Source organism: Leptolyngbya subtilissima AS-A7 (assembly GCF_039962255.1).
Lineage (GTDB): Bacteria > Cyanobacteriota > Cyanobacteriia > Phormidesmidales > Phormidesmidaceae > Nodosilinea.
Window position 1 is genome coordinate 83,038 of the sequence record NZ_JAMPKY010000001.1, and the last position, 18,653, is coordinate 101,690.

20 protein-coding genes, 1 tRNA gene and 1 other annotated feature are annotated in these 18,653 nt (G+C 56.4%); of the genes, 9 read left to right on the forward strand and 12 right to left on the reverse strand.

All coding sequences use genetic code 11. The features are described 5' to 3' along the window. The first annotated feature begins 161 nt into the window (after window positions 1-161). Complete coding sequence (locus tag NC979_RS00465) at window positions 162-920, forward strand: pre-peptidase C-terminal domain-containing protein (RefSeq protein ID WP_190522722.1); 759 nt, start codon at window positions 162-164, stop codon at window positions 918-920. Window positions 921-1,023: 103 nt separating this feature from the next. Here NC979_RS00465 and NC979_RS00470 read toward each other — a convergent pair whose 3' ends face one another. Next, window positions 1,024-2,274, reverse strand: coding sequence for an FIST signal transduction protein (locus tag NC979_RS00470; RefSeq protein ID WP_190522724.1), 1,251 nt, complete (start codon window positions 2,272-2,274; stop codon window positions 1,024-1,026). Between the two features lie 338 nt (window positions 2,275-2,612). Between NC979_RS00470 and NC979_RS00475 the strand changes: the two genes are divergently transcribed. After that, entirely contained in the window at window positions 2,613-2,840 is a 228-nt protein-coding gene (locus tag NC979_RS00475) for a Calvin cycle protein CP12 (protein ID WP_190522726.1), read from the forward strand. A gap of 135 nt (window positions 2,841-2,975) precedes the next feature. Beyond that, window positions 2,976-3,329 carry a Spx/MgsR family RNA polymerase-binding regulatory protein gene (locus NC979_RS00480; protein ID WP_190522728.1) on the forward strand — a complete coding sequence of 118 codons (354 nt, stop codon included), beginning with the start codon at window positions 2,976-2,978 and terminating at the stop codon, window positions 3,327-3,329. A gap of 157 nt (window positions 3,330-3,486) precedes the next feature. Here the strand turns inward: NC979_RS00480 and NC979_RS00485 are convergent, their stop codons facing one another. Further along, the gene (locus NC979_RS00485; RefSeq protein ID WP_190522730.1) at window positions 3,487-3,669 is read right to left on the reverse strand and encodes a CsbD family protein; all 183 of its coding nucleotides are present in this window, start codon (window positions 3,667-3,669) and stop codon (window positions 3,487-3,489) included. Window positions 3,670-3,905: 236 nt separating this feature from the next. Between NC979_RS00485 and NC979_RS00490 the strand changes: the two genes are divergently transcribed. Further along, complete coding sequence (locus NC979_RS00490; RefSeq protein WP_190522732.1) at window positions 3,906-5,933, forward strand: hypothetical protein; 2,028 nt, start codon at window positions 3,906-3,908, stop codon at window positions 5,931-5,933. A gap of 414 nt (window positions 5,934-6,347) precedes the next feature. Next, complete coding sequence (locus tag NC979_RS00495) at window positions 6,348-7,685, forward strand: DUF3747 domain-containing protein (protein ID WP_190522734.1); 1,338 nt, start codon at window positions 6,348-6,350, stop codon at window positions 7,683-7,685. A 78-nt stretch (window positions 7,686-7,763) separates the two neighbouring features. Here NC979_RS00495 and NC979_RS00500 read toward each other — a convergent pair whose 3' ends face one another. After that, complete coding sequence (locus tag NC979_RS00500) at window positions 7,764-8,624, reverse strand: methyltransferase domain-containing protein (protein WP_190522737.1); 861 nt, start codon at window positions 8,622-8,624, stop codon at window positions 7,764-7,766. A gap of 132 nt (window positions 8,625-8,756) precedes the next feature. Between NC979_RS00500 and NC979_RS00505 the strand changes: the two genes are divergently transcribed. Continuing rightward, window positions 8,757-10,091 carry a TrkH family potassium uptake protein gene (locus NC979_RS00505; RefSeq protein ID WP_190524374.1) on the forward strand — a complete coding sequence of 445 codons (1,335 nt, stop codon included), beginning with the start codon at window positions 8,757-8,759 and terminating at the stop codon, window positions 10,089-10,091. 4 nt (window positions 10,092-10,095) lie between these two features. On the opposite strand, the gene NC979_RS00510 is transcribed toward NC979_RS00505, so the two are convergent. The 9 genes from NC979_RS00510 to rplS form a co-directional block, all read right to left on the reverse strand. After that, on the reverse strand, window positions 10,096-10,305 hold the full coding sequence (locus NC979_RS00510; protein ID WP_190524567.1) for a hypothetical protein: 210 nt from the start codon (window positions 10,303-10,305) through the stop codon (window positions 10,096-10,098). 177 nt (window positions 10,306-10,482) lie between these two features. After that, the gene (gene rplL, locus NC979_RS00515; protein ID WP_190522738.1) at window positions 10,483-10,890 is read right to left on the reverse strand and encodes a 50S ribosomal protein L7/L12; all 408 of its coding nucleotides are present in this window, start codon (window positions 10,888-10,890) and stop codon (window positions 10,483-10,485) included. Window positions 10,891-10,951: 61 nt separating this feature from the next. Further along, window positions 10,952-11,512, reverse strand: coding sequence for a 50S ribosomal protein L10 (rplJ, locus tag NC979_RS00520; RefSeq protein ID WP_190522740.1), 561 nt, complete (start codon window positions 11,510-11,512; stop codon window positions 10,952-10,954). A gap of 67 nt (window positions 11,513-11,579) precedes the next feature. Further along, window positions 11,580-11,737 (reverse strand) — a sequence feature (ribosomal protein L10 leader region). A gap of 54 nt (window positions 11,738-11,791) precedes the next feature. Then, on the reverse strand, window positions 11,792-12,505 hold the full coding sequence (rplA, locus tag NC979_RS00525) for a 50S ribosomal protein L1 (RefSeq protein ID WP_190522742.1): 714 nt from the start codon (window positions 12,503-12,505) through the stop codon (window positions 11,792-11,794). Between the two features lie 92 nt (window positions 12,506-12,597). Then, window positions 12,598-13,023: a 50S ribosomal protein L11 gene (gene rplK / locus NC979_RS00530; protein ID WP_190522744.1), complete on the reverse strand. Its 426-nt coding sequence runs from the start codon at window positions 13,021-13,023 to the stop codon at window positions 12,598-12,600. Between the two features lie 3 nt (window positions 13,024-13,026). Next, entirely contained in the window at window positions 13,027-13,725 is a 699-nt protein-coding gene (nusG, locus tag NC979_RS00535) for a transcription termination/antitermination protein NusG (RefSeq protein WP_190522746.1), read from the reverse strand. Beyond that, the gene (gene secE / locus NC979_RS00540) at window positions 13,725-13,970 is read right to left on the reverse strand and encodes a preprotein translocase subunit SecE (RefSeq protein WP_190522747.1); all 246 of its coding nucleotides are present in this window, start codon (window positions 13,968-13,970) and stop codon (window positions 13,725-13,727) included. The genes nusG and secE overlap by 1 nt, the downstream gene beginning before the upstream one ends. Window positions 13,971-14,174: 204 nt before the next feature. Then, window positions 14,175-14,247: transfer RNA gene (locus tag NC979_RS00545), tRNA-Trp, on the reverse strand. Window positions 14,248-14,294: 47 nt separating this feature from the next. Next, on the reverse strand, window positions 14,295-14,660 hold the full coding sequence (gene rplS / locus NC979_RS00550; RefSeq protein WP_073609590.1) for a 50S ribosomal protein L19: 366 nt from the start codon (window positions 14,658-14,660) through the stop codon (window positions 14,295-14,297). A gap of 200 nt (window positions 14,661-14,860) precedes the next feature. Here rplS and NC979_RS00555 point away from each other — a divergent pair, with 200 nt between their 5' ends. The 3 genes from NC979_RS00555 to NC979_RS00565 all read left to right on the forward strand — a co-directional run bounded on the left by NC979_RS00555 (window position 14,861) and on the right by NC979_RS00565 (window position 18,502). Further along, the gene (locus NC979_RS00555) at window positions 14,861-17,107 is read left to right on the forward strand and encodes a GAF domain-containing sensor histidine kinase (protein WP_242024165.1); all 2,247 of its coding nucleotides are present in this window, start codon (window positions 14,861-14,863) and stop codon (window positions 17,105-17,107) included. 59 nt (window positions 17,108-17,166) lie between these two features. Beyond that, the gene (locus NC979_RS00560) at window positions 17,167-17,829 is read left to right on the forward strand and encodes a DUF2301 domain-containing membrane protein (RefSeq protein WP_190522749.1); all 663 of its coding nucleotides are present in this window, start codon (window positions 17,167-17,169) and stop codon (window positions 17,827-17,829) included. A gap of 499 nt (window positions 17,830-18,328) precedes the next feature. Next, window positions 18,329-18,502: a hypothetical protein gene (locus NC979_RS00565; RefSeq protein ID WP_199308988.1), complete on the forward strand. Its 174-nt coding sequence runs from the start codon at window positions 18,329-18,331 to the stop codon at window positions 18,500-18,502. Window positions 18,503-18,653: the final 151 nt, after the last annotated feature.

Consider the following 18,653-nt stretch of genomic DNA (forward strand, 5'->3'; position numbering starts at 1 on the left):
GGATGCGGCAGTACCTAGAGGAGTCAGCAGCGATGAGGGTGACAAAAGTTAGGTCTTGGTTATGCTGGTCAACGGTTGTTCTGTTAGCAACGCTGGCTGCTGCCCCAGCCCACGGCCAATCCACGGCCGTTCTGCAGAATGCTTTGCGGTTAACGGTCTGCTTGAATGACTGGGATAGCGCGATCGCCTATACCAGCCAGCTCGAACAATCTGACCTGCCCGTCAAAACCCTTGCCGAGCTGGCGACGTTTCGTCGCCAAATGCAGCTATTTCGCCAAAACCAAACTGTGGTCAGCCCTATCGATGGCTGTGAACCCGTGCTCGCTGGGTTTGGCCTACCCGGATACAGCGGTCGGCCCCTAGATTTTGATCGAGGAGTGTATTCCAGCGTGGGCCGTGGTGCCCCTGTCGTTGCCGCCGACCAGACCCTGCGCCAGTACGAGGCGCTTTGGCAGAGCGGGTTGGGCGTTACCGCCGACACTCCCCTTGATCCTCTAGCTGAGGCCCAGCGCGTCAACACCCGCAGCGGCAGCGGCGTCACCACCGGGGCTGTCAGTCGTCGGGTTGACATCTACGCCTTTCTGGGTGCTCAGGGAGACAGTGCCAACCTCGATTTAACCGTTATTCAGCAGCGCCGTGGGTTGCTCTACACCGACGATGCTGCCCAGTTGTTCTTATTCGACGCCGCCGGCCGTCTGCTGTCTGCCGGCCGCACTACCGCTGGTCAGCAACCTTACTTGGCTACCACACCTCTGCCCGCTACCGGGGTTTACTATGCTGCCGTCACCACTCCTCAACACCAGCCTGTTCTTGACGAAGGAGGGTTTATCACTGGTTGGCAGGGCATTGGTACCAGCGCCATTACATACACAATAACCATCGACGGTCTAACCCCTTCCCCAGAGCTGGGCCTGCGGTAGAGGGGGAATAGGTGAAGTGAGGAAGGTAGGGAGATAGAGAATCTGGGAAATTTCCATTCTCTTCATCTTCCTCACTTCCTTATCCCCTATCTTCTCCCTGCCCTTACGGCTGCCGACAAATCCCAAACACTGATGTAAACCCGTGCAGAAACGTCGTCTGCCCAACGGGGCCGATCTCGCCGCCGCAGAAAAAGCCTCCTATGGGGAGCCCGGGCAAATATTGGGCAAACAGACCTGAGTCAAAGTTGGCTTGGTTATAGAGCCCGGCACCGCGTCCTACACAGGCAAACATCAGCGCTCCGGCGGGGGCGATCGCTACGGGAGCCTGCTGCTGATAGTGCTGCAATAGGGTTTCGAGATCGGTGGCGGAGGTGTGGGCATCGCGTAGGTGAAACTGCACTCGCTGCCCAGGGCGCAGCCGGTCGCCCACCGCGATCGCGCCCATTTTGGGGTCAACCCCCAGCAGCGTGCGAATCAAAAAGTCGCCTGGGTTGAGGCTGAGCTTAAAGCTGTCCTGGGCCATGCCGATAAAGAGAGAACTTTGGGCCAGTTGGCGATCGCCCTCAGATAGGGTTTCAAACAGCTCTTGCAGCAGTTCTAGGGGCGGGCGCGCCGAGTCGCCGTCCTCTGAGTCGCTCAAAGACAGCAGAATGTTGCGCTCGGCCTTATCCACCCGATAGACAGGGCCGATGGGGCGACAGCCCTGGGCCACAATGGTGTCGAGCACAATTGGCCCCGCCAGGGCTACTCCAACCGCGCCTTCGCTGTGCAGGGTGCGATCGCAAAATAGCCCACTGTGGCGATTGAACCCGTCAACGCTAGCCAGACCGCCAATCTTCACGCCGCTGGGGTAGGCAAAATCAAGCCCCTGCAGCAGGTCGGTCACCTTGGATGAAAAGGGGTCAGCCATCAAAATAAACTGGGGGTTGGCCTCTGGTGCGACCCCCATCAGCTCAGACCAGGCATTGGGTGGGCTATCGAGATCTGGCAGGTCATCGCTCGACAGATGAAAGCTCCGCACCGTTACCCCTGGCAGCCGCGCCAGCGTCAGACTAAGCGCTGGAGTGTCCTCTAGTTCTTGGGGATGGCCTTGGTCATCCATGCCGACAATACCGCCGCCGCTGCATCCCACCAGAGCGGGTATGGGCAATAGGTCGTGGAGCAGGGGCAGCAGGCGAGCAAATTCGCTGGTAAACGACGACGAAATGAACACAATGCCCAGATCAGGGGGCCCCGTCAGTCGGTGCTTAAGCTGCTCTACCACGTCCTTCACGGCCCCCTCAAGGGAGGGACGGGCCGATACCGCATTGGCCCACTCTATGGGCGGAAGGTCTAGCTGGGGAATGTCGGTCATTGGGTAGCCCCCTCCTTGGGTTGGTTCCAGTCTAGATCGGATTGCTCCTCCCCCTGAGTAAATTGACCTGGGCTCAGAATGTTCAACGATTACCCCTGCCACTGTGGAGATGTGTACAATGGGTAATGAGTACTTATACTGACCTCGTCTGGGCCAACCGGGGAGTCTGTCAAGGGCGTAACCCTGCCTCTATGGGGTAGAGTTTTCACCGCCAGAGCCTCTGAATCGGTGCAGTATACTGAGCCTGGAGTTGGGATCTGACAATCTAAAGCCATAGTTTGCCTCTGCTGACCAGGCCACAGGCCCCCGCTAGTTGTTTACAAACGGTAAGAAAGGACATGAGCGAGAACATCAAAGAGCGCATTGAAAAAGAAATTGAAGGTGCCCGGGCCGCCTGTGATGCCAGCGGCGGCAGCTCCCAGGAGTGCGCCGCTGCTTGGGATGCCGTAGAAGAGCTTCAGGCGGAAGCCTCTCACCAGCGCGACAAAGGCACTGATAAAAACTCTCTAGAAGTCTACTGTGACAACAACCCCGAAGCCGACGAGTGCCGAGTGTACGACACCTAGGCTAGTGGGCTGCCTCACGAGAGGTTAAAGCGCTGCAAAAACGTCTCGATCGCCGGGGCGTTTTTGCGTTTTAACCACCGCTTTTGCCTGTTGTCCTTGCTTGTACTTGAACCTATCCCTCAACCGATCGCTGCTATGACGCTGACAGTCTATGGCATTCCCACCTGTAGCACCTGCAAAAAAGCCCTGCAATGGTTAGATAGCCGCGCCATTGCCTACGACTTTGTCAACACTAAAGAACACCCTCCCAGCCAAGCCACGATAGCGGCTTGGGTAGATAGCCTAGGCAGCAAGCCCATGCGCAATACCTCGGGGCAGTCCTACCGGGCGTTGGGAGACGACAAGCAGACCTGGGGTGATCTTGATTGGGTCAACGCCTTCACCAACGATGCCATGCTGCTAAAACGTCCTCTGTTTGTCAAAGATGGCCAGGCGGTACTGGTTGGGTTTCGGGCGACCGAGACCGAGCTGAACGACCTGCTTGGCTAAACACCCTAAGCCAAAAGCGCCGATGCATAGGGCTGAGAATGATGCGAAACGCGCTAGGGAGTCGTTGGTTAGCACCGCTCTCCGTAATCAAAAGCTCCGACCCTCTATGGATCGGAGCTTGTAAGATTAGATGTCCCTGAGCAGAGCTGCTAGGGCATTAGTCAATGGCGCGCTTGACGTTGTCTTTTGCGTCTTCTACACCGTGGCGCACATCAGACTCAGCCTGCTTTGCCTTACCTTCGGCTTGAGCTTGGCGATCGCCTGTCACCTTGCCAGCACCTTCCTGGAGCTTGCCTTCAACATCTTTAGCGGCGGCCTTGGCTCTATCTTCAATAGACATAATGTAATTATCTCCTAAGAGGTTACCTTTGTAGCTTAGGGCGAGGCGAGGGAAGCCCCCTCTGTAGAGAGGCAGAAGGTAGTCTCTCCCAAATTGTAGGTATTGCTACGGTTCATCCCTGAATGTTTGCTGGGGTAACAGTGTAGGTTTGCCTCTAGGGAGTATCCTGAAGCATCATGGGAGGCCTGTCTCCCAAAACAGACTTTAAACTCAGGACTTAAACTGGGGCTTGAACTATGGAGTATTGGGAATTTCTGCTGCAAAAGGAGGGTGACCAGAGCTGGTTGCCCCTCGATACATCCCAGGTAGAAATTCTGGAGGGCCGCTACCGAGTGATGGCCCATACTAGCCATACCAATACTCCGGTATATATTCAGATCGGCCAGCTGCTGCACGATTCGCAAAGCGATTCTGGGACGGCTCGTTTCGCGAATCGCGTGCCACCTCAGCGCCGTAGTCTGCGTCGTCAGAGCCAGATCAACGAAAATGGCCTGATGGTCGTCATGCCCTTTACTCGCCTAGGTGAGGGAACTTGGGATATTCAGTGCGCTAGCGCGATCGCCCCAGAGGCAAACCCGGAGGCTGCTAACGCCCCTTCACCTTGGCGCTATGCGGTGCAGCTGCAGGTGGTGGCCCAAGACTCTGCCGACGAGGGCGACTGGTTTGCCGACGACGGCAGTGCTGGCTTAGGCGCGATCGCCACCTCTCGCCAACCCTCAGCCGCTGGGTCAACATCGGCGGCCCCGGCGCCGGTCGTTGACCTTCAGACCGCAGCGGCGGCTATGGATGCGTTTCAAACCCAGCTGGCCAGCTCAGCTACAGCCCCCTTGCCCTACGGGCTATTGCTGCCCCACGCCGCGCTCTTGGGCAGTGCTGGCGAAAGCCTAGGGCTAACGGCGACGGTGACTGGCCCCTCTGACGGTGAGCCATGCCCGCCCCTGACCCTGGTGCTACGGCTATCGGACCCCCAGACCGCGGTCACTGTGGCTATGGCTCCGGTACCGCTGGCAGTGGCAATGTTGCCCAGCACCATGACACTGACTGTAACTGTGCCCGCTCAGCTGTCGACCCGGCTACTGCTAGGGGAAGTAGGACTCTTTGTCGAGACTGAGATAGCGGCCCTACAGCGATTTACGGTCACGGTGGATGTGGCCTCGCTGTTTGACTCGATCGCCAACCAGGCCGAAACCGAATCAGGTCTAGACGTTGTCTTTCCGGCCGAAGACCCAGATGAGGACCCAGCCTCTCCCCAACCCCCCACCCCCGAGCTCAAAACCTGGGATATTGTCGGCCGGGCGGCACCGCCTCGGCAGATGCCCATTCTCACCCTGCCCCGCAACAGTCCTGAGCTGCCGCCCAAAATCTACTACCCCTCTCCCCACGAGGCGGCCGCTCGTCAACCGTCGCTGCCCCTAGTGGGTCGCCCCCGCTCCGTTTCCTCGCCTCCCGGCGATCGCAGCCTTGATAATCTGAGCGCCCCCGCTACGCCGAGCCCAGAGCCGGTCCGGGGGTTAAGCTTACCGCCCATTGCTTCGCCGCCCCAGGCCGACGACCCCATTGCCGTCTTGACTGGGCAGGCATCTCCTAGTGCCACCCCTAAACCCCGTGACGCGGTACCCCAGTTGATTTCCCACGAGGCTATGGGGTTCAAAGACCTCAAGCTGCAGGACCGCTTCTGGAATCGGCTCAACGAGCTAGCCGTCAACCTTCAGCAGGAGGCGATCGAGCAGCGCCACGAGGTTGCCGCTGCCCCAGTGGAAACTCCGGTAGAAACCTCGTTTGAGCCGCCGCCGTTTGTCCCTTTTGCTGGAGAGGTGGTGATCTATGAAGACGAGGACCCTACTCTGCGTGATTTAGCCGCCGCCGCGGTGCCTGCCCCGGAGGCCGAGCCGCCAGAGACGGTGACCCCGCCCATGCCTACCCTAGAGCTGCCAGAGGGTGACCTGACTGCGGGTGAGCCAGTGGTCGTGACTCTGCGGGTGCCCTTTCATCCCAACCGCCTGTATCTCAAAGTGTGGATTACTGACCCTCAAACCCGCACCCTGGCCGACGAGCCGCGTCAGCTGCTCAATCTGCTGCCCAACGGCCAGGGGCAGCTTGAGGGTAATCTACAGCTAACGGCTCCCTTTGGCTGTCTGGAGGCGTGGTTTGAGGCCATTTCTGTGGATATGGTCACCCAGCAGGAAAGCTATAAAGCCTCGGTCAGTCGCGTGATCGCCCCTGCGGGACTCCCCCCGATCTCCCTAGACGAATTTCAGATTTAGAGACGTTCTCAACGGGCCTTCAGAAGAACACAGAACCGTAAGGTGAGGTTTTGCAACGAATCCTAAGTAATTCCCGCAAAAACTAGGGTCCTATAGCGGTGATAACTCTACAATAATGGCGGCTTTTCTAAGCTAAATCGTGAGTTGGTTTGCTGACTTAATTCGTTTGAATTGAGCTTGGAAGAGTTTGTTTGGTCGTGACCGTTGGCCGTGGTTGGCTTAGGTCTGAGCTTGAGGCCAGCGACCCAAGTGTAGGTCTGGGTGACTAAGATTCAGCCGTTGGATATTGGGTCGTCAGCTTGACTATCAGACGGTCTGATAAGTGGTTGAGGTTAAAGGTTTGGCCCTAATTGCCAGCGCTAAGGTAAAGAAACTATTTCCCCCATCACAAATCGCTATCTAGGACGGGTGACAATGAATTTTACGTCAATGTTGAAAGCGGCTGTGCTGACTGCAGCTACCCTCGGGGTAGTAGGCGGAGCAGGGCATGCCGTTGCTCCCACCTCCACTTCAGTTCAGCCCGCGGTGCGTGAGACCGGCACGCTGCTGACCCAGGCCTTTGGCAACATCGCTATCAATCAGGCCAATTTTTTGGTGGTTGCGGTACCGGGAAGCACTTCCCAGCCCTATCGACTCTATATTGTGGAGCAGCTGCAGCCCAATCCCCCCTGCTGGACGATTGCTAACCCTGGCGCCGAACCTACTCAAGTAAATGCCCTGTGGAATACCTTTGACTTTACGGGCGTCTGTCGCCTACAGCGCGATACCAATGGCTACGCTATCCGGTTGGCGGGGCAGGATCTGTCCGGGGTTCGGTTTGAGGTCAACCAGAAAGACGGTGATTTGCTGCTGCAGTTTGCTCCCAGCACCGTTTCTCGCGAGCGTATCACTATCGGTCGCGCCAACGGCATAAGCCCTACAGGCTTCACGCAGCTCGATCTCAACCCAGGCTGGTCACTGACTAAGCGCACCTTTAACGGGGCGATCGTTAGCTCGCACCTGGTGTACTTCACCAACGACTTGACCCTGGCGCAGCTTCAAGGCGGGCAAACTGGTGGTGGCACACCTCCTGTTACAACGCCGCCCGTGACGCCGCCCGCCGTGGCCTTTAACGATATTCGAGGCAACCGCTATGCTGCCGAGATCACCCGGGCGTCTAGCCTAGGAGTTATTGCCGGATTTTCTGAGGATGGCACCTTCCGGCCTACTGCGCCGCTGACCCGCGAGCAGGCGGTTTCTGTAATGATGGAAACCGCCCGGAAAGTTCTGCCAACTTCGACGCTGGCTAACCTACCCCAAGCGGTCTCTATCGCCCCCTTTTCTGACGTAGCTGCCAACCGTTGGAGTGCAGTCAAGATTCAGCAGGCCAAGCAGCTGGGCATCGTGACCGGGGACGCTGGCACCGGCAACTTCCGCCCAACCGACAATGTCTCTCGGGCCGAGCTGATGGCAATGACCTACAAGCTGGCCCTTGTGCGAGCCAACGCTAGCGCGGCGGGTAGTACGCCCGGCGTCAGCCCGGCACCAGCCACCGTAGGAATTATTCCTAACATCAGCAACCCGCCCACCTTCACCGACATCGGCGGTCACTGGGGCGAGGCTACGATTAAGCAGATGGCGGCCTTCTGTGCGATCGCAACCCCCCTCAACGAAACCGGAACCAGCTTTTCGCCCAACTCCAACGCGCTGCGTGACTACACCGCCGCCGTTGCCGTGCGGGCTATTGACTGTCCGGCTGCTCGACCCCAGTAGGTCAGCTAAGTCATAACTAGGCACTAACTTCAGGGTGAGTTCCAAACGGAACTCACCTTTTTTTTCGAGTTGTCTGGCTTAGCGCACCGCGCAAAGCAGCCCGTAGCGAATTAGGCCGTTATACAACCCCTGGCGCATCGGCCCCAGGGCCAGCGCCCCTTGGAGGGTGCCAGGCCCCGCCTGAATCAACCCTGCTAGGCCTTCAAGGCTGAGGGCCGAGGCAATCACCTCATCCCAAAAGGGAGCGACCGCTAGCGACCAGTCGGCGGCTTTTAGTTGGTCAAAGCCGCAGTTTTGGGCGATCGCCTCATAGTCAGGCAGAGAAATCACGTAAGGCAGGCCATAGACACGATAAATCCAGTCGAGCTGCCGCTGCTCTAGCCAGGTCAACGGCCCTCCCAGTGAATCCGTAGGGCGGTGGCACCAGGTGGCCATCAGCAGTTTGCCCCCTGGCTTCAGCACCCGGTAGCACTCCTGCAAAAATGCCACCTTGTCGGGCATGTGCTCCCCGCTCTCCATCGACCACACCAAGTCAAAGCTGTGGTCAGCAAAGGGAGCATTCAAAGCATCCGCGACCTGAAACGTTGCACAAGGAGCACCATCGCCGCTCAAACCCGCTGCTGTAGCCCGCTCTGTGGCTCGCTGGGCCTGCAATGGGCTGAGGGTAATGCCGGTCACTCGGGCCCCAAACCGGTTCGCCAATTCGAGGGCGCTGCCGCCAATGCCGCAGCCGCAGTCGAGAATAGTCTCCGCCTGGGTAATGCCCCCCCAGGTCAAACATTCGTCAATGAGATCAATTTGGGCTTGGCGACGATTTTTGCGCTGACGGCCATCGGCCCCGTAGTAGCCGTGGTGCATGTGCTCACCCCAGATCTGCTCCCACAGCCCAGAGGAGTCGTCATAGAACGTCTGAATCTTCTTGTACAGGGCATTGGTCATGACAACTCGACACCTAGAGAACAGCTTGGCTAGCCGGTTAAATCTTGCGGCATAGTGGTCGAGAGCGTCAACTCGTGAAAATATAGGGTTGCCTCTCTACTCCGTGTCTTGCGGAATGCCCAACCTATGCAGATGACGGTTCCGCGCACCATATGCCTTGGTTTTTTAGTATTAATTGCCATTGGTACAATTTTATTGGCGTTGCCCATATCTAGCACTCAGCAAGGCTGGGGTGACCCCCTGGTAGCCCTATTCACAGCCACCTCCGCTGTCTGCGTCACCGGGCTAGTTGTGGTCGATACGGGTACCTACTTTTCTGACTTTGGCGAAGCGACTATTCTCGCGCTAATTCAGGTCGGAGGGCTCGGCTACATGACCGTCAACACCTTTCTGCTGCTGCTGCTGGGGCGACGGTTGGGGCTGCGAGAACGACTCGCTATTCAGCAGTCCATGGATAACTCAGTGCTGGCAGGCGGTAAGCCTCTGATCCTCTCGATCATTGCCATGACGCTGTCCGTTGAACTGACGGGCTTGTTTTGCCTATATCCGATCTTTAGTCGAGACTACGGGCCTAGCTATGGGCTATGGCTCTCTATGTTCCATAGTGTCAGCGCCTTCAACAATGCGGGTTTTGGCCTGTTTAAAGACAACATTGTTGGCTATGCGCTCGATCCTTGGGTCAACGCGGTAATCACCGCCCTAGTCATCCTAGGTGGCATTGGTTACCAGGTGATTATGGAGTTCCTGTCATGGGCCCGCAATCGCCTGAACGGCAACCGCTGCCGTAACCCGTTTTCCCTCCACTTCAAAATTGTCACCAGCACTACCGCCGTACTTTTGGCCCTAGGCACCCTGGCATTTTTTCTGATTGAGTACCAAAACCCCGACACCCTGGGACCGGTGGCTCCCCAGCACAAGCTGCTGATGGCCTGGTTTCAGTCTGTTATAGCCCGCACCGCCGGATTTAACAGCATTGATATTGGTGCGATGGGCAACGCTTCACTGTTCATCATGATTGCTCTGATGTTTGTCGGCGCTAGCCCCGGCAGCACCGGCGGCGGCATTAAAACCACTACCCTGAGAATTTTGCTAGCCTGCACTCGTATGGCCCTTCAAGGCAAAGAGCAGGTTCTTCTGTTTCGGCGGCAGATTGCTACTATTCGCGTGCTGAAGGCGATCTCCGTGGTGGTGGGCTCGGGACTGGCGGTCGTCGCAGCTACGGCCCTAGTGTCTCTGACTAATCCAACCGTAGGCTTTATCGATATTCTCTTTGAGGCTGTGTCTGCATTTGCCACGGTGGGGCTGTCTACCGGCATTACCGCCGACCTCTCTGACGTTGGTAAGTACGTGATTGCTTTCACCATGTACTTGGGGCGGGTAGGCGTACTGCTGTTTATGGCGGCACTGCTTGGCGATCCTAAACCATCCTCTGTGCAGTATCCCGAAGAAGAGTTGCTGATTGGCTAATCTCTCAGGCAGGACGGGGATAGATAGCAAAAAGGGGAGCCGTTGACTCCCCCGGATGAGTATTTGTATGGTCTGATGGCGATCGCCCCCCTAGGCGCTTACGCAAAGTTTGCTGTCGTTTTTGCAGCTGGCGCTGGCGGGCGGCACCGCCTCGCCCTTTGTCATTGCGACCCAGCTTACGGGGCGACTCCCATCGTTTCAGGCGCTGCGCCATGGCTAACTCCCATTAACTATTTGACTATCTTCCCAATGCTATCCTTCTCTGTCGGGGATGGGTAGCCAGAGGGGCTATTTGAGGTGAGGAAACCATCCTTAACTAACTACAGAAAAAGCTCCCCGTGAGACCACAGGGAGCTTTCTAACGTTTTAGCCTCAGTGGCAAAACGTCAGGCTACTTGATAGCAACCTTGCCGCCGGCTTCTTCGAGCTGCTTCTTGGCATCTTCGGCGTCGTCTTTGGTGGTGGCTTCCTTGACGGCCTTGGGAGCGGCTTCCACCAGTTCCTTGGCTTCCTTCAGACCCAGACCGGTCAGGCTGCGCACAACCTTAAGAACGGCGATCTTCTTGTCAGCGGGGACTTCTTCGAGAACGACGTCAAATTCAGTCTTCTCTTCTTCAGGCTCGGCAGCAGCGGCACCACCGCCACCCATCATGCCGGGGGCCATCATCATCATGCCGCCGCCAGCGGAGGCAGAGGCGTCAACACCAAAGGCTTCCTCAATTTGCTTGACCAGCTCGGAAGCTTCTAGCAGAGAAAGGGTCTTTAGCTGTTCGAGAATTTCATCGGTTTTAGCAGACATAGTTACCGGTTAACTCCTGGTTGAAAACAATTAAACACAGACAAAATCGTGAGAGATGAGCCTAGGCTGCATCTTTCTCGGAGACTGCCTTGATAGCACGGACCAGAGATGCGGGCACCTCTTTGACACCCACCGCTAGTTTGGTCGGTACTGCGTTGACGCCCACGGCCACCCGAGTCGGCATCGCCTTGATTGCTCCAGCCAGACGAGCCATAAGCTCTTCCTTGGTGGGCAGTTCGGTGATGGCCTTAATCTGGTCTTCGTTCAGGGCCTGACCTTCCATGACACCGCCACGCAGGGTGGTTTTTTTGGTGTCTTTTTGGAATGCCTGGTATTCCTTGATTGCCCCGCCAAAGTCTTCTTTAACTAGCACAAAGGCCGAAGAATCTTTGAGGAACTCAGTGATGGGTTGCCAGTTTTCGTTGCCGTCAACGGCGATCCGCATCAGCGTGTTTTTGGCAATCTTACACTCGGCACCCTTGGGGCGTAGCCGGTTGCGTAGGTCGCTGATTTCCGATACCGTCAGACCTTTGTAATCAATCACAAAGGCTAGCTGGGCATCGTCTAGCAGGGCCTGAATTTCGGCCACCAGCTCTTTCTTATTCGCTAGGGTTCTCCCCATATCGATCTCACCTCCTTTAAGTTGGGGATTGGGAACTTAATTACCCGATCCAGATTTAGATTTAGCCCTTAGTAAAACAAAACCCCGACAGCTCTGCCGGGGTAGACCAACAACCCAAAGTGCTCAGCTTGGGCAAGAGCACCGTAGTCATTTACGTCAACCTCGGCAGGGTTTATGCAACGCTGGGCGGCTACCTGCTGTCTCCGGTCGTCTATGCAATTGTGAGGGGTTGTGTCAGTGGGCGTAACTCCTGGTTGGCTGGGGTAAAACTTGTTGGGCCTAGACCGCGTCGGACATCTTGAAGTCGCGCAGGGCATTCACATCGAGACGGATGGAGGGACCCATGGTGGAGGCGATCGCTACGGTTCTCCAGTAGCGGCCCTTGGCACCAGACGGACGATTGCGGTCAACGGTCTCTTGCAGCGCTTTGAGGTTGACCAGCAAATCTTCAGCGCTAAAGTCGGCCTTGCCAAACATAACATGGACGATGCCTGTTTTGTCGGCGCGAAACTCTAACTTACCTGCTTTGAACTCATCAATTGCTTTAGCCAAGTCAAAGGTTACGGTGCCGCCCTTGGGGGAGGGCATCAGGCCACGGGGACCGAGTTGACGACCAAGCTTGGCTACCTGAGGCATCACGTCGGGGGTAGCAATCAGAACGTCGAAGTCCATCATGCCCTTCTGAATTTCGTCGATGAGCTCTTCAGATCCCGCCAAGTCAGCTCCAGCAGCGGTGGCCTCAGCCACTTTTTCGCCCTTAGCAATGACGGCGACTCGAATGGTTTGCCCCGTGCCCTTGGGCAAAATGACCGTAGTACGCAGCTGCTGGTCGGTGTACTTGGGGTCAATACCCAAGCGAATGTGGGCCTCGGCCGACTCAACAAACTTAGCGGTAGCGGTTTCTTTTAGCAGCTCTAGAGCCTCTATGGGTTCATAGAGACGGTCTTCTACTTTGGCCTGGGCTTCGCGCAGGCGCTTGGATACTTTAGGCATGGTGGTCTCCTTGGGGTCAAACGAAGCAATGCCTCTTCCCCGTAGTGTGAATAAGTGAAACTTGGTTACAGCCAATAGCCTAGGGCAATGGCTTAGTCAGAAATGGTAACACCCATGTTGCGGGCGGTACCCTCGACAATGTTCATGGCTGCCTCAATGTCGTTGGCGTTAAGGTCAGGCATTTTAGTCTCGGCAATTTCTTTGAGCTGAGCCCGGGTAATGGAACCCACTTTCTTGGTGCGGGGCTCGCCCGAACCACGCTCAATGCCCGCTGCTTTTTTAATTAGTACTGAGGCTGGCGGCGTCTTGAGAATAAAGGTAAAGCTGCGATCTTCAAAGACCGAGATCTCAACCGGTATCACCAGACCCACTTTCTCCTGGGTACGGGCGTTGTACTCTTTGCAGAACGCCATGATGTTAACCCCGTGCTGACCCAAAGCTGGGCCGACGGGGGGAGCTGGGTTGGCCTTGCCAGCAGGAAGTGCCAGCTTAATTAGCGCTACAACTTTCTTAGCCATTAATTAACTCTCTTTCTCCACTTGATTAAATTCCAGCTCCACTGGGGTGTCGCGCCCAAAAATCGACAGCAAAGCTTTCAGCTTACTGCGCTCGGGGCTGACTTCCACCACCTCGCCTTCAAAGTCTTTGAAGGGACCCGAGAGCACGGTAATTTTGTCTCCCGGAGCCATGTCGACTTTGATCACCGGCTTTTGCTCTTCGGTGCGCTTGAAGATGCGCTTCACCTCGCTCATGCCTAATGGCATGGGCTTGACGTGGCCGCGACCGCGACCGTAGGCCCGGCGCTGCTCAGCCCCGACAAAATTGATGACGTGAGGGGTGTTTTTAACCACCGACCAGGCTTCGTCATCCATATACATCCGCACCAGCACGTAGCCTGGGAAGACTTTCTCGTCAATGTTTTGACGACTGCCATCTTTGCGGAGCTTAACCGCTGGCGTTTGAGGAATCTCAACCTGGAAAATTCGGTTCATCACATCGAGAGTGCCAATGCGCTGCTCGAGGTTGAGCTTGACGCGCTTTTCGCAGCCAGAGGCCACCTGGACGGCATACCACCGAGCTTTACGTTGGTAGAAGCGGGCCGCTTCACCTTCGTTGCCTTCTTCGGTAGATTGCTCAGCTCTTTCTGCTGAAGGTTCAGCCCCTAGATCGTCGTCCAAAGGAGCATCATCGTAGTCGAAGTCTTCTTCAGTTACCGCCATTAGAATACTTGCCCCGAAACCCACCCAAACAGTCGGTCAACTAGATAGATCAGCGTTGCGGAAAGGCTAACCATGAGGATAACGGCGGCAGACTCACTGATGAGCTGCTGTCTACTAGGCCAAACAACTTTTCCCAGTTCTTCCTTGGTGCCCTGCAAGAAGGTCACCACACTAAAGCCCTGCTCGGCAACCTGAGGGTCTGCAGCCTTACCCTTAGACTCTATTGCGGTGTCTTTTTTAACCACTGGCTTGGCTCCTGTTGGCGCTTATCCACACTGAACTAACGGGAAAACACGGACCGGCAAACCGGCTTAGCTAACCTGAGAAAACATTAGACCGAAGGGCTAATGGCTCCTGGTTTTATCACGAGTTGGGGGCAGTGACAGATCCCGCTGCTCTAGCGGGCCCTAGGGTCTAAGAGCTTTGGGAAATGTCTCTGCCTTACTCAGCGCGCCCTGGAGGACTCGAACCCCCGACATCGGGTTTTGGAGACCCGCGTTCTACCAACTGAACTAAGGACGCATGAAACCAGGTGCCACTTTAGCACCACTGCCCAACTTTACTCAATTCTAGTTGATTGGGCGATCAAAACGCTGCTTCAAGCGGGTAGCTTTGCCCACGCGATCGCGCAGGTAGTAGAGCTTGGCCCGACGAGCTTTACCCCGGCGCAGCACAGCAATGCTGGCTACCTTAGGGGCATGGACGAGAAAAACTCGCTCAACGCCGACCCCCTGAAAAATCTTTCGCACCGTAATGGAGCGATTGATACCGCCATTGCGCATGGCGATAACGGTGCCCTCATAGGGCTGAATCCGCTCTTTGCCACCCTCTTGAATGCGCACGCCAACTCGGATAGTGTCGCCGACGTAGATGGTGGGAAGGTCGGTCTTTAGCTGCTCCGCCTCAATCGAGCGGATGATTTCCTCTGCGTTCATAGGGCCTGCAAATGTGCACAGTCTACGATTATAGACCATGGGCGGCGCTAAGCAAACAGCTTAGGCAATGTTTTTCGGCAATGGATTTTTGTGGGGGCGAGCTGGGTATTCTCTGGCGGCTCTGGGCATAGTGTTTGTAGAGCATGCGCCGCTTTTTGCCAAGGTTGTTGTTACCTAAATCTTCCTAAGCCCCCACGGTTATGTCTACTCTGCCCCTCGACCCCTTGCCTCAGGAAGATCGACCTCAATCTGAGGTCGCCGATGCCGCCTTTGGGGAGGTGCTCGATGCGATCGCAACGCCGCTCTGGATAACGGATGCTGGCGATCGCTGGTGCTTTCACAACCGAGCCTGTACTGCTCTGCTAGGGGGCGATCGATTGGCTAGTAACGACCGGCAGCAGGGTGTGGAGATACTGCCGCCGGGGGTCGGCCAACCAGTGCTAGCTGCGGGCCAGCGGGCCTTGGCCAGTGGCGATGAGCAAACTGCTGTGGTGGAGATCGCCGATGCGGCGGGGGAGCACCGTCGGCTGCTGGCGACGGTAAAACGATTTGGGGCTGCTGACAGGGAACCTCAGCTGATGGTGAGTCTACAAGATATGACTCCTCTCCATGAGGTGGAGCAGACCTTACAGCGGCAGTCGGAGCGAGATCGGCTGCTGGGAGCGATCGCTCAGCACTTGCTGCGATCGCTCAACTCTGAAGACTTGCTGCAAACGACGGTGAACGAGGTGCGTCGCTTTTTGGGCATCGATCGAGTGCTGTTCTATAGCTTTGACCCTGACTACAACGGGGTAGTGGCTGAGTCGGCCAGTAGCACCATGGCCAATGCGGTCACAGCTCAGACCGATCTCAACTTTATTCCGGCGGATCTGATGCGCTACCGCCAGGGCGAGATGGAGGTGCTCGACGACATGGCCTCGGCTCATCTGCCACCGGACTATCTGGCCAAGTTCGCCCAGGCCCAGGTCAAGGCCTGCCTGGTGATGCCAATTGTGCAGGGGGATGCTCTCTACGGCCTGGTGTGTGCCCTCAACAGTGGCCCCCGTCCTTGGGCTGCTTGGGAAGTGGAGACCCTGCGAGAGGTGGCAACCCAGGTGGGCGGTGCCATTAAGCAGGCCCGTCTCTACAACCAGGTGCAGCGGCTGAATACTGACCTGGAGCAGCAGGTGGCCCAGCGAACCGAGGAATTGCAAACCGCCCTTGAGTTTGAGGCGACCCTTAAACGGATTACCGACCGGGTGCGCGACAGCCTAGACGTCAATCAGATTATGCTGACGGCGGTGAAAGAGCTGACCGAGGCCCTAGAGGTGAAGGGGTCGAATACATCGCTCTATGATCTGGAGCAGGGCACCTCGACGATCTATTACGAGTACAACAGCTCTAGCCCGTCGTACCAAGGTCGAGTTGCTCAAATGGAGGCCTTTCCGGAGGTGTACCATCAGCTGCTGGACGGGCAGTATTTTCAGTTTTGCTCGGTGGAGCCGAACCCGGTGCGGGGCTATGTGGCCATGCTGGCCTGCCCGGTGGTGGATGATCGGGGCGTGCTGGGCGATCTTTGGCTGATTAACGATCGCGACTACGGCTTTAACGACATTGAGATTCGCCTGGTGCAGCAGGTGGCTAACCAATGTGCGATCGCCATTCGCCAGGCTCGACTTTACCAGGCGGCTCAGTCGCAGGTGGCCGAGCTAGAGCGGCTCAACACCCTCAAAGACGACTTTCTCAGCACCGTTTCTCACGAGTTGCGCACCCCGGTGACCAGCATGCGGGTGGCACTGCAACTGCTAGGGGTCACCCTAAATCAAGAATTTGACCTCACTGCCGATCTGCAAAAACCTAAGGCGGAGCGAACCCGCATTGGCCGCTACTACAGTATTTTGCAGGAGGAGTGTGAGCGCGAAATTAGCCTGATCAACGATCTGCTCGACCTTCAGCGCCTGGATGTGGGTAATCATCCCATTCAGCCCGAGCCAATTTTGCTAGAACCCTGGCTCGCAGGCTGGATTGACAGCTTTGTGACCCGCGCTAAGAGCCGCGATCAAACCTTGAGGTTAATAGCAACTTCGACCCTGCCAGTGCTGTACAGCGATCTGGCCAGCCTAGAGCGAGTGCTGGCTGAATTGCTAAACAACGCCTGCAAATATACCCCACCGGGGGAATCTATTACGCTAGAGGTTTTGCCTAACCCAGCGGCTCCTAGCGAACAGGTGTGCATTGCCCTTACCAACAGTGGAGTGACGATTCCGGCAGAGGAAATGACCCGGATCTTTGACAAATTTTATCGGGTGCCTAGCGCTGACCCCTGGAAGCAGGGGGGAACAGGTCTAGGTCTGGCTTTGGTGAAAAAGCTGGTCGCCCATCTGGGGGGCGATATCGCGGTTACTAGTGATCCTGGGCAAACCTGTTTTACCATCACCCTGCCCACGCAACCGGCGCTCACTCGATAGGCTTTAACTCGATAAGATAGAGACACGAGTCAACCGTAGTCTCTACTGGATAAACGCCAATGGACAGCGCTGCAAACGAGATCCCTTCGCCGGCGATCTACACCGGGCAATTTGGCGACTACACGATTACTCAGGGCGATCGCCGAGGGGTCGTGCTCTATCGTACGGGCTTGGTGGTGGCAGCTTTAGCCTTTGGCCTGGGTACGGTTCTGGCTCTGGGGTTCAACCAAAATCTCACCCTGGTGCAATCTATCAGCCTGCTCTACACGCTATTTTGGCTAGGCTTGGGGCTGAGCTTGGCCACAATTCATATCTACTTAGTGCCGCTGCACCGGGCGCTGCAAGGGGCTTGGCTGGTGGGTGGGCTAGCGTCGCTGGTGCTCTCCCACGGAATTGACGGCCCCTTGGCTCAAACGGTGGTGGAAACTCCTGCGGTATTGTGGGGTCTGGGTTTTACCTTCGTAGCGCTGACCGGCATCTTCTTTAAGGAAGCCTTTTGCTTTGACCGTGTAGAGACTAAGCTGCTCACGCCCTTGGTGCCACTGCTGCTGCTGGGTCACCTGTTTGGCATGCTGCCGCTGGTGGCCGAGCAAACCCTGCTAGCAGGCTGGGCAATTTTGTTTTTGGTATTTGCGCTGCGCAAAGCTGTGCAGCCCATTGTGCCCGACATTGGCGATAAATCGGTTTTCGCCTATCTAAAACAGCAGCGCTCAAACGCCTAAGCTTCGAGGCTTACGCTCTGTTGACAATACTGGCTTAGGGGTAGAGTGACTGGTTTACCTCCGCATTTATACTGGGGATATGCCTGTGCTAGCCCTATGACCTACTGAGATGTTATGCCGACGGGCAGTGATGGTCTTTGAGTCTCATTTCGCCAGCACCTATTTCCTCTGAGGCAATATGAGCAACACTCCTGTTCCTGCAGTCGCCGCACCCTTTACGCAACCCAATTCGCAAAGGTCAAATCGCTCTGGCCAAAAAAAGACACCTGATTCAAGCCCAGCGTCTCTAAGCGATGAGCCGTGGGTCAAGGCCTTGTTTGGTTTTAGCCAAGCTGTTGCGACTAAGCCGAAAGGGGTGCAGCGCCAGGCCTTCAGCATTCCAGAAACAGTAACCGGCTCGGAAAGAGCGTCCATTACAAGGCCGCGCCGTTCTCAAACCGATCTGACGGTTGGTGAGACTACAGCAGCGCTCTATTCTCTGGGGGATTTGGCGCCTCAGTTGGCGAACCCACTGTCCCCGTTACGCGATCGCGATCGTCAAGCACTGGCAGAAATTTTTGATCACGAGCACATGGTCGCCGTCGAGGCCGATATTCTGACTCGCCTTAGCTACTTAGTGCCCGAACCCTCGTGGGACATAGAACCTTACGAGTTCTTACGAGAGTTCTTGTAGCTTTGATCTAAGTACTAACAATCCTTAGGCTGTAGCAAGATGCCGATACAGCTGTATCGGTAATTGCGGGCCTAGAGGATATCGTCTGTGCTGGTAAAACTTGGCGTGTAGCGATCGCTTTAGGAAATTAAAGTAGACGTTTAATCAGTCT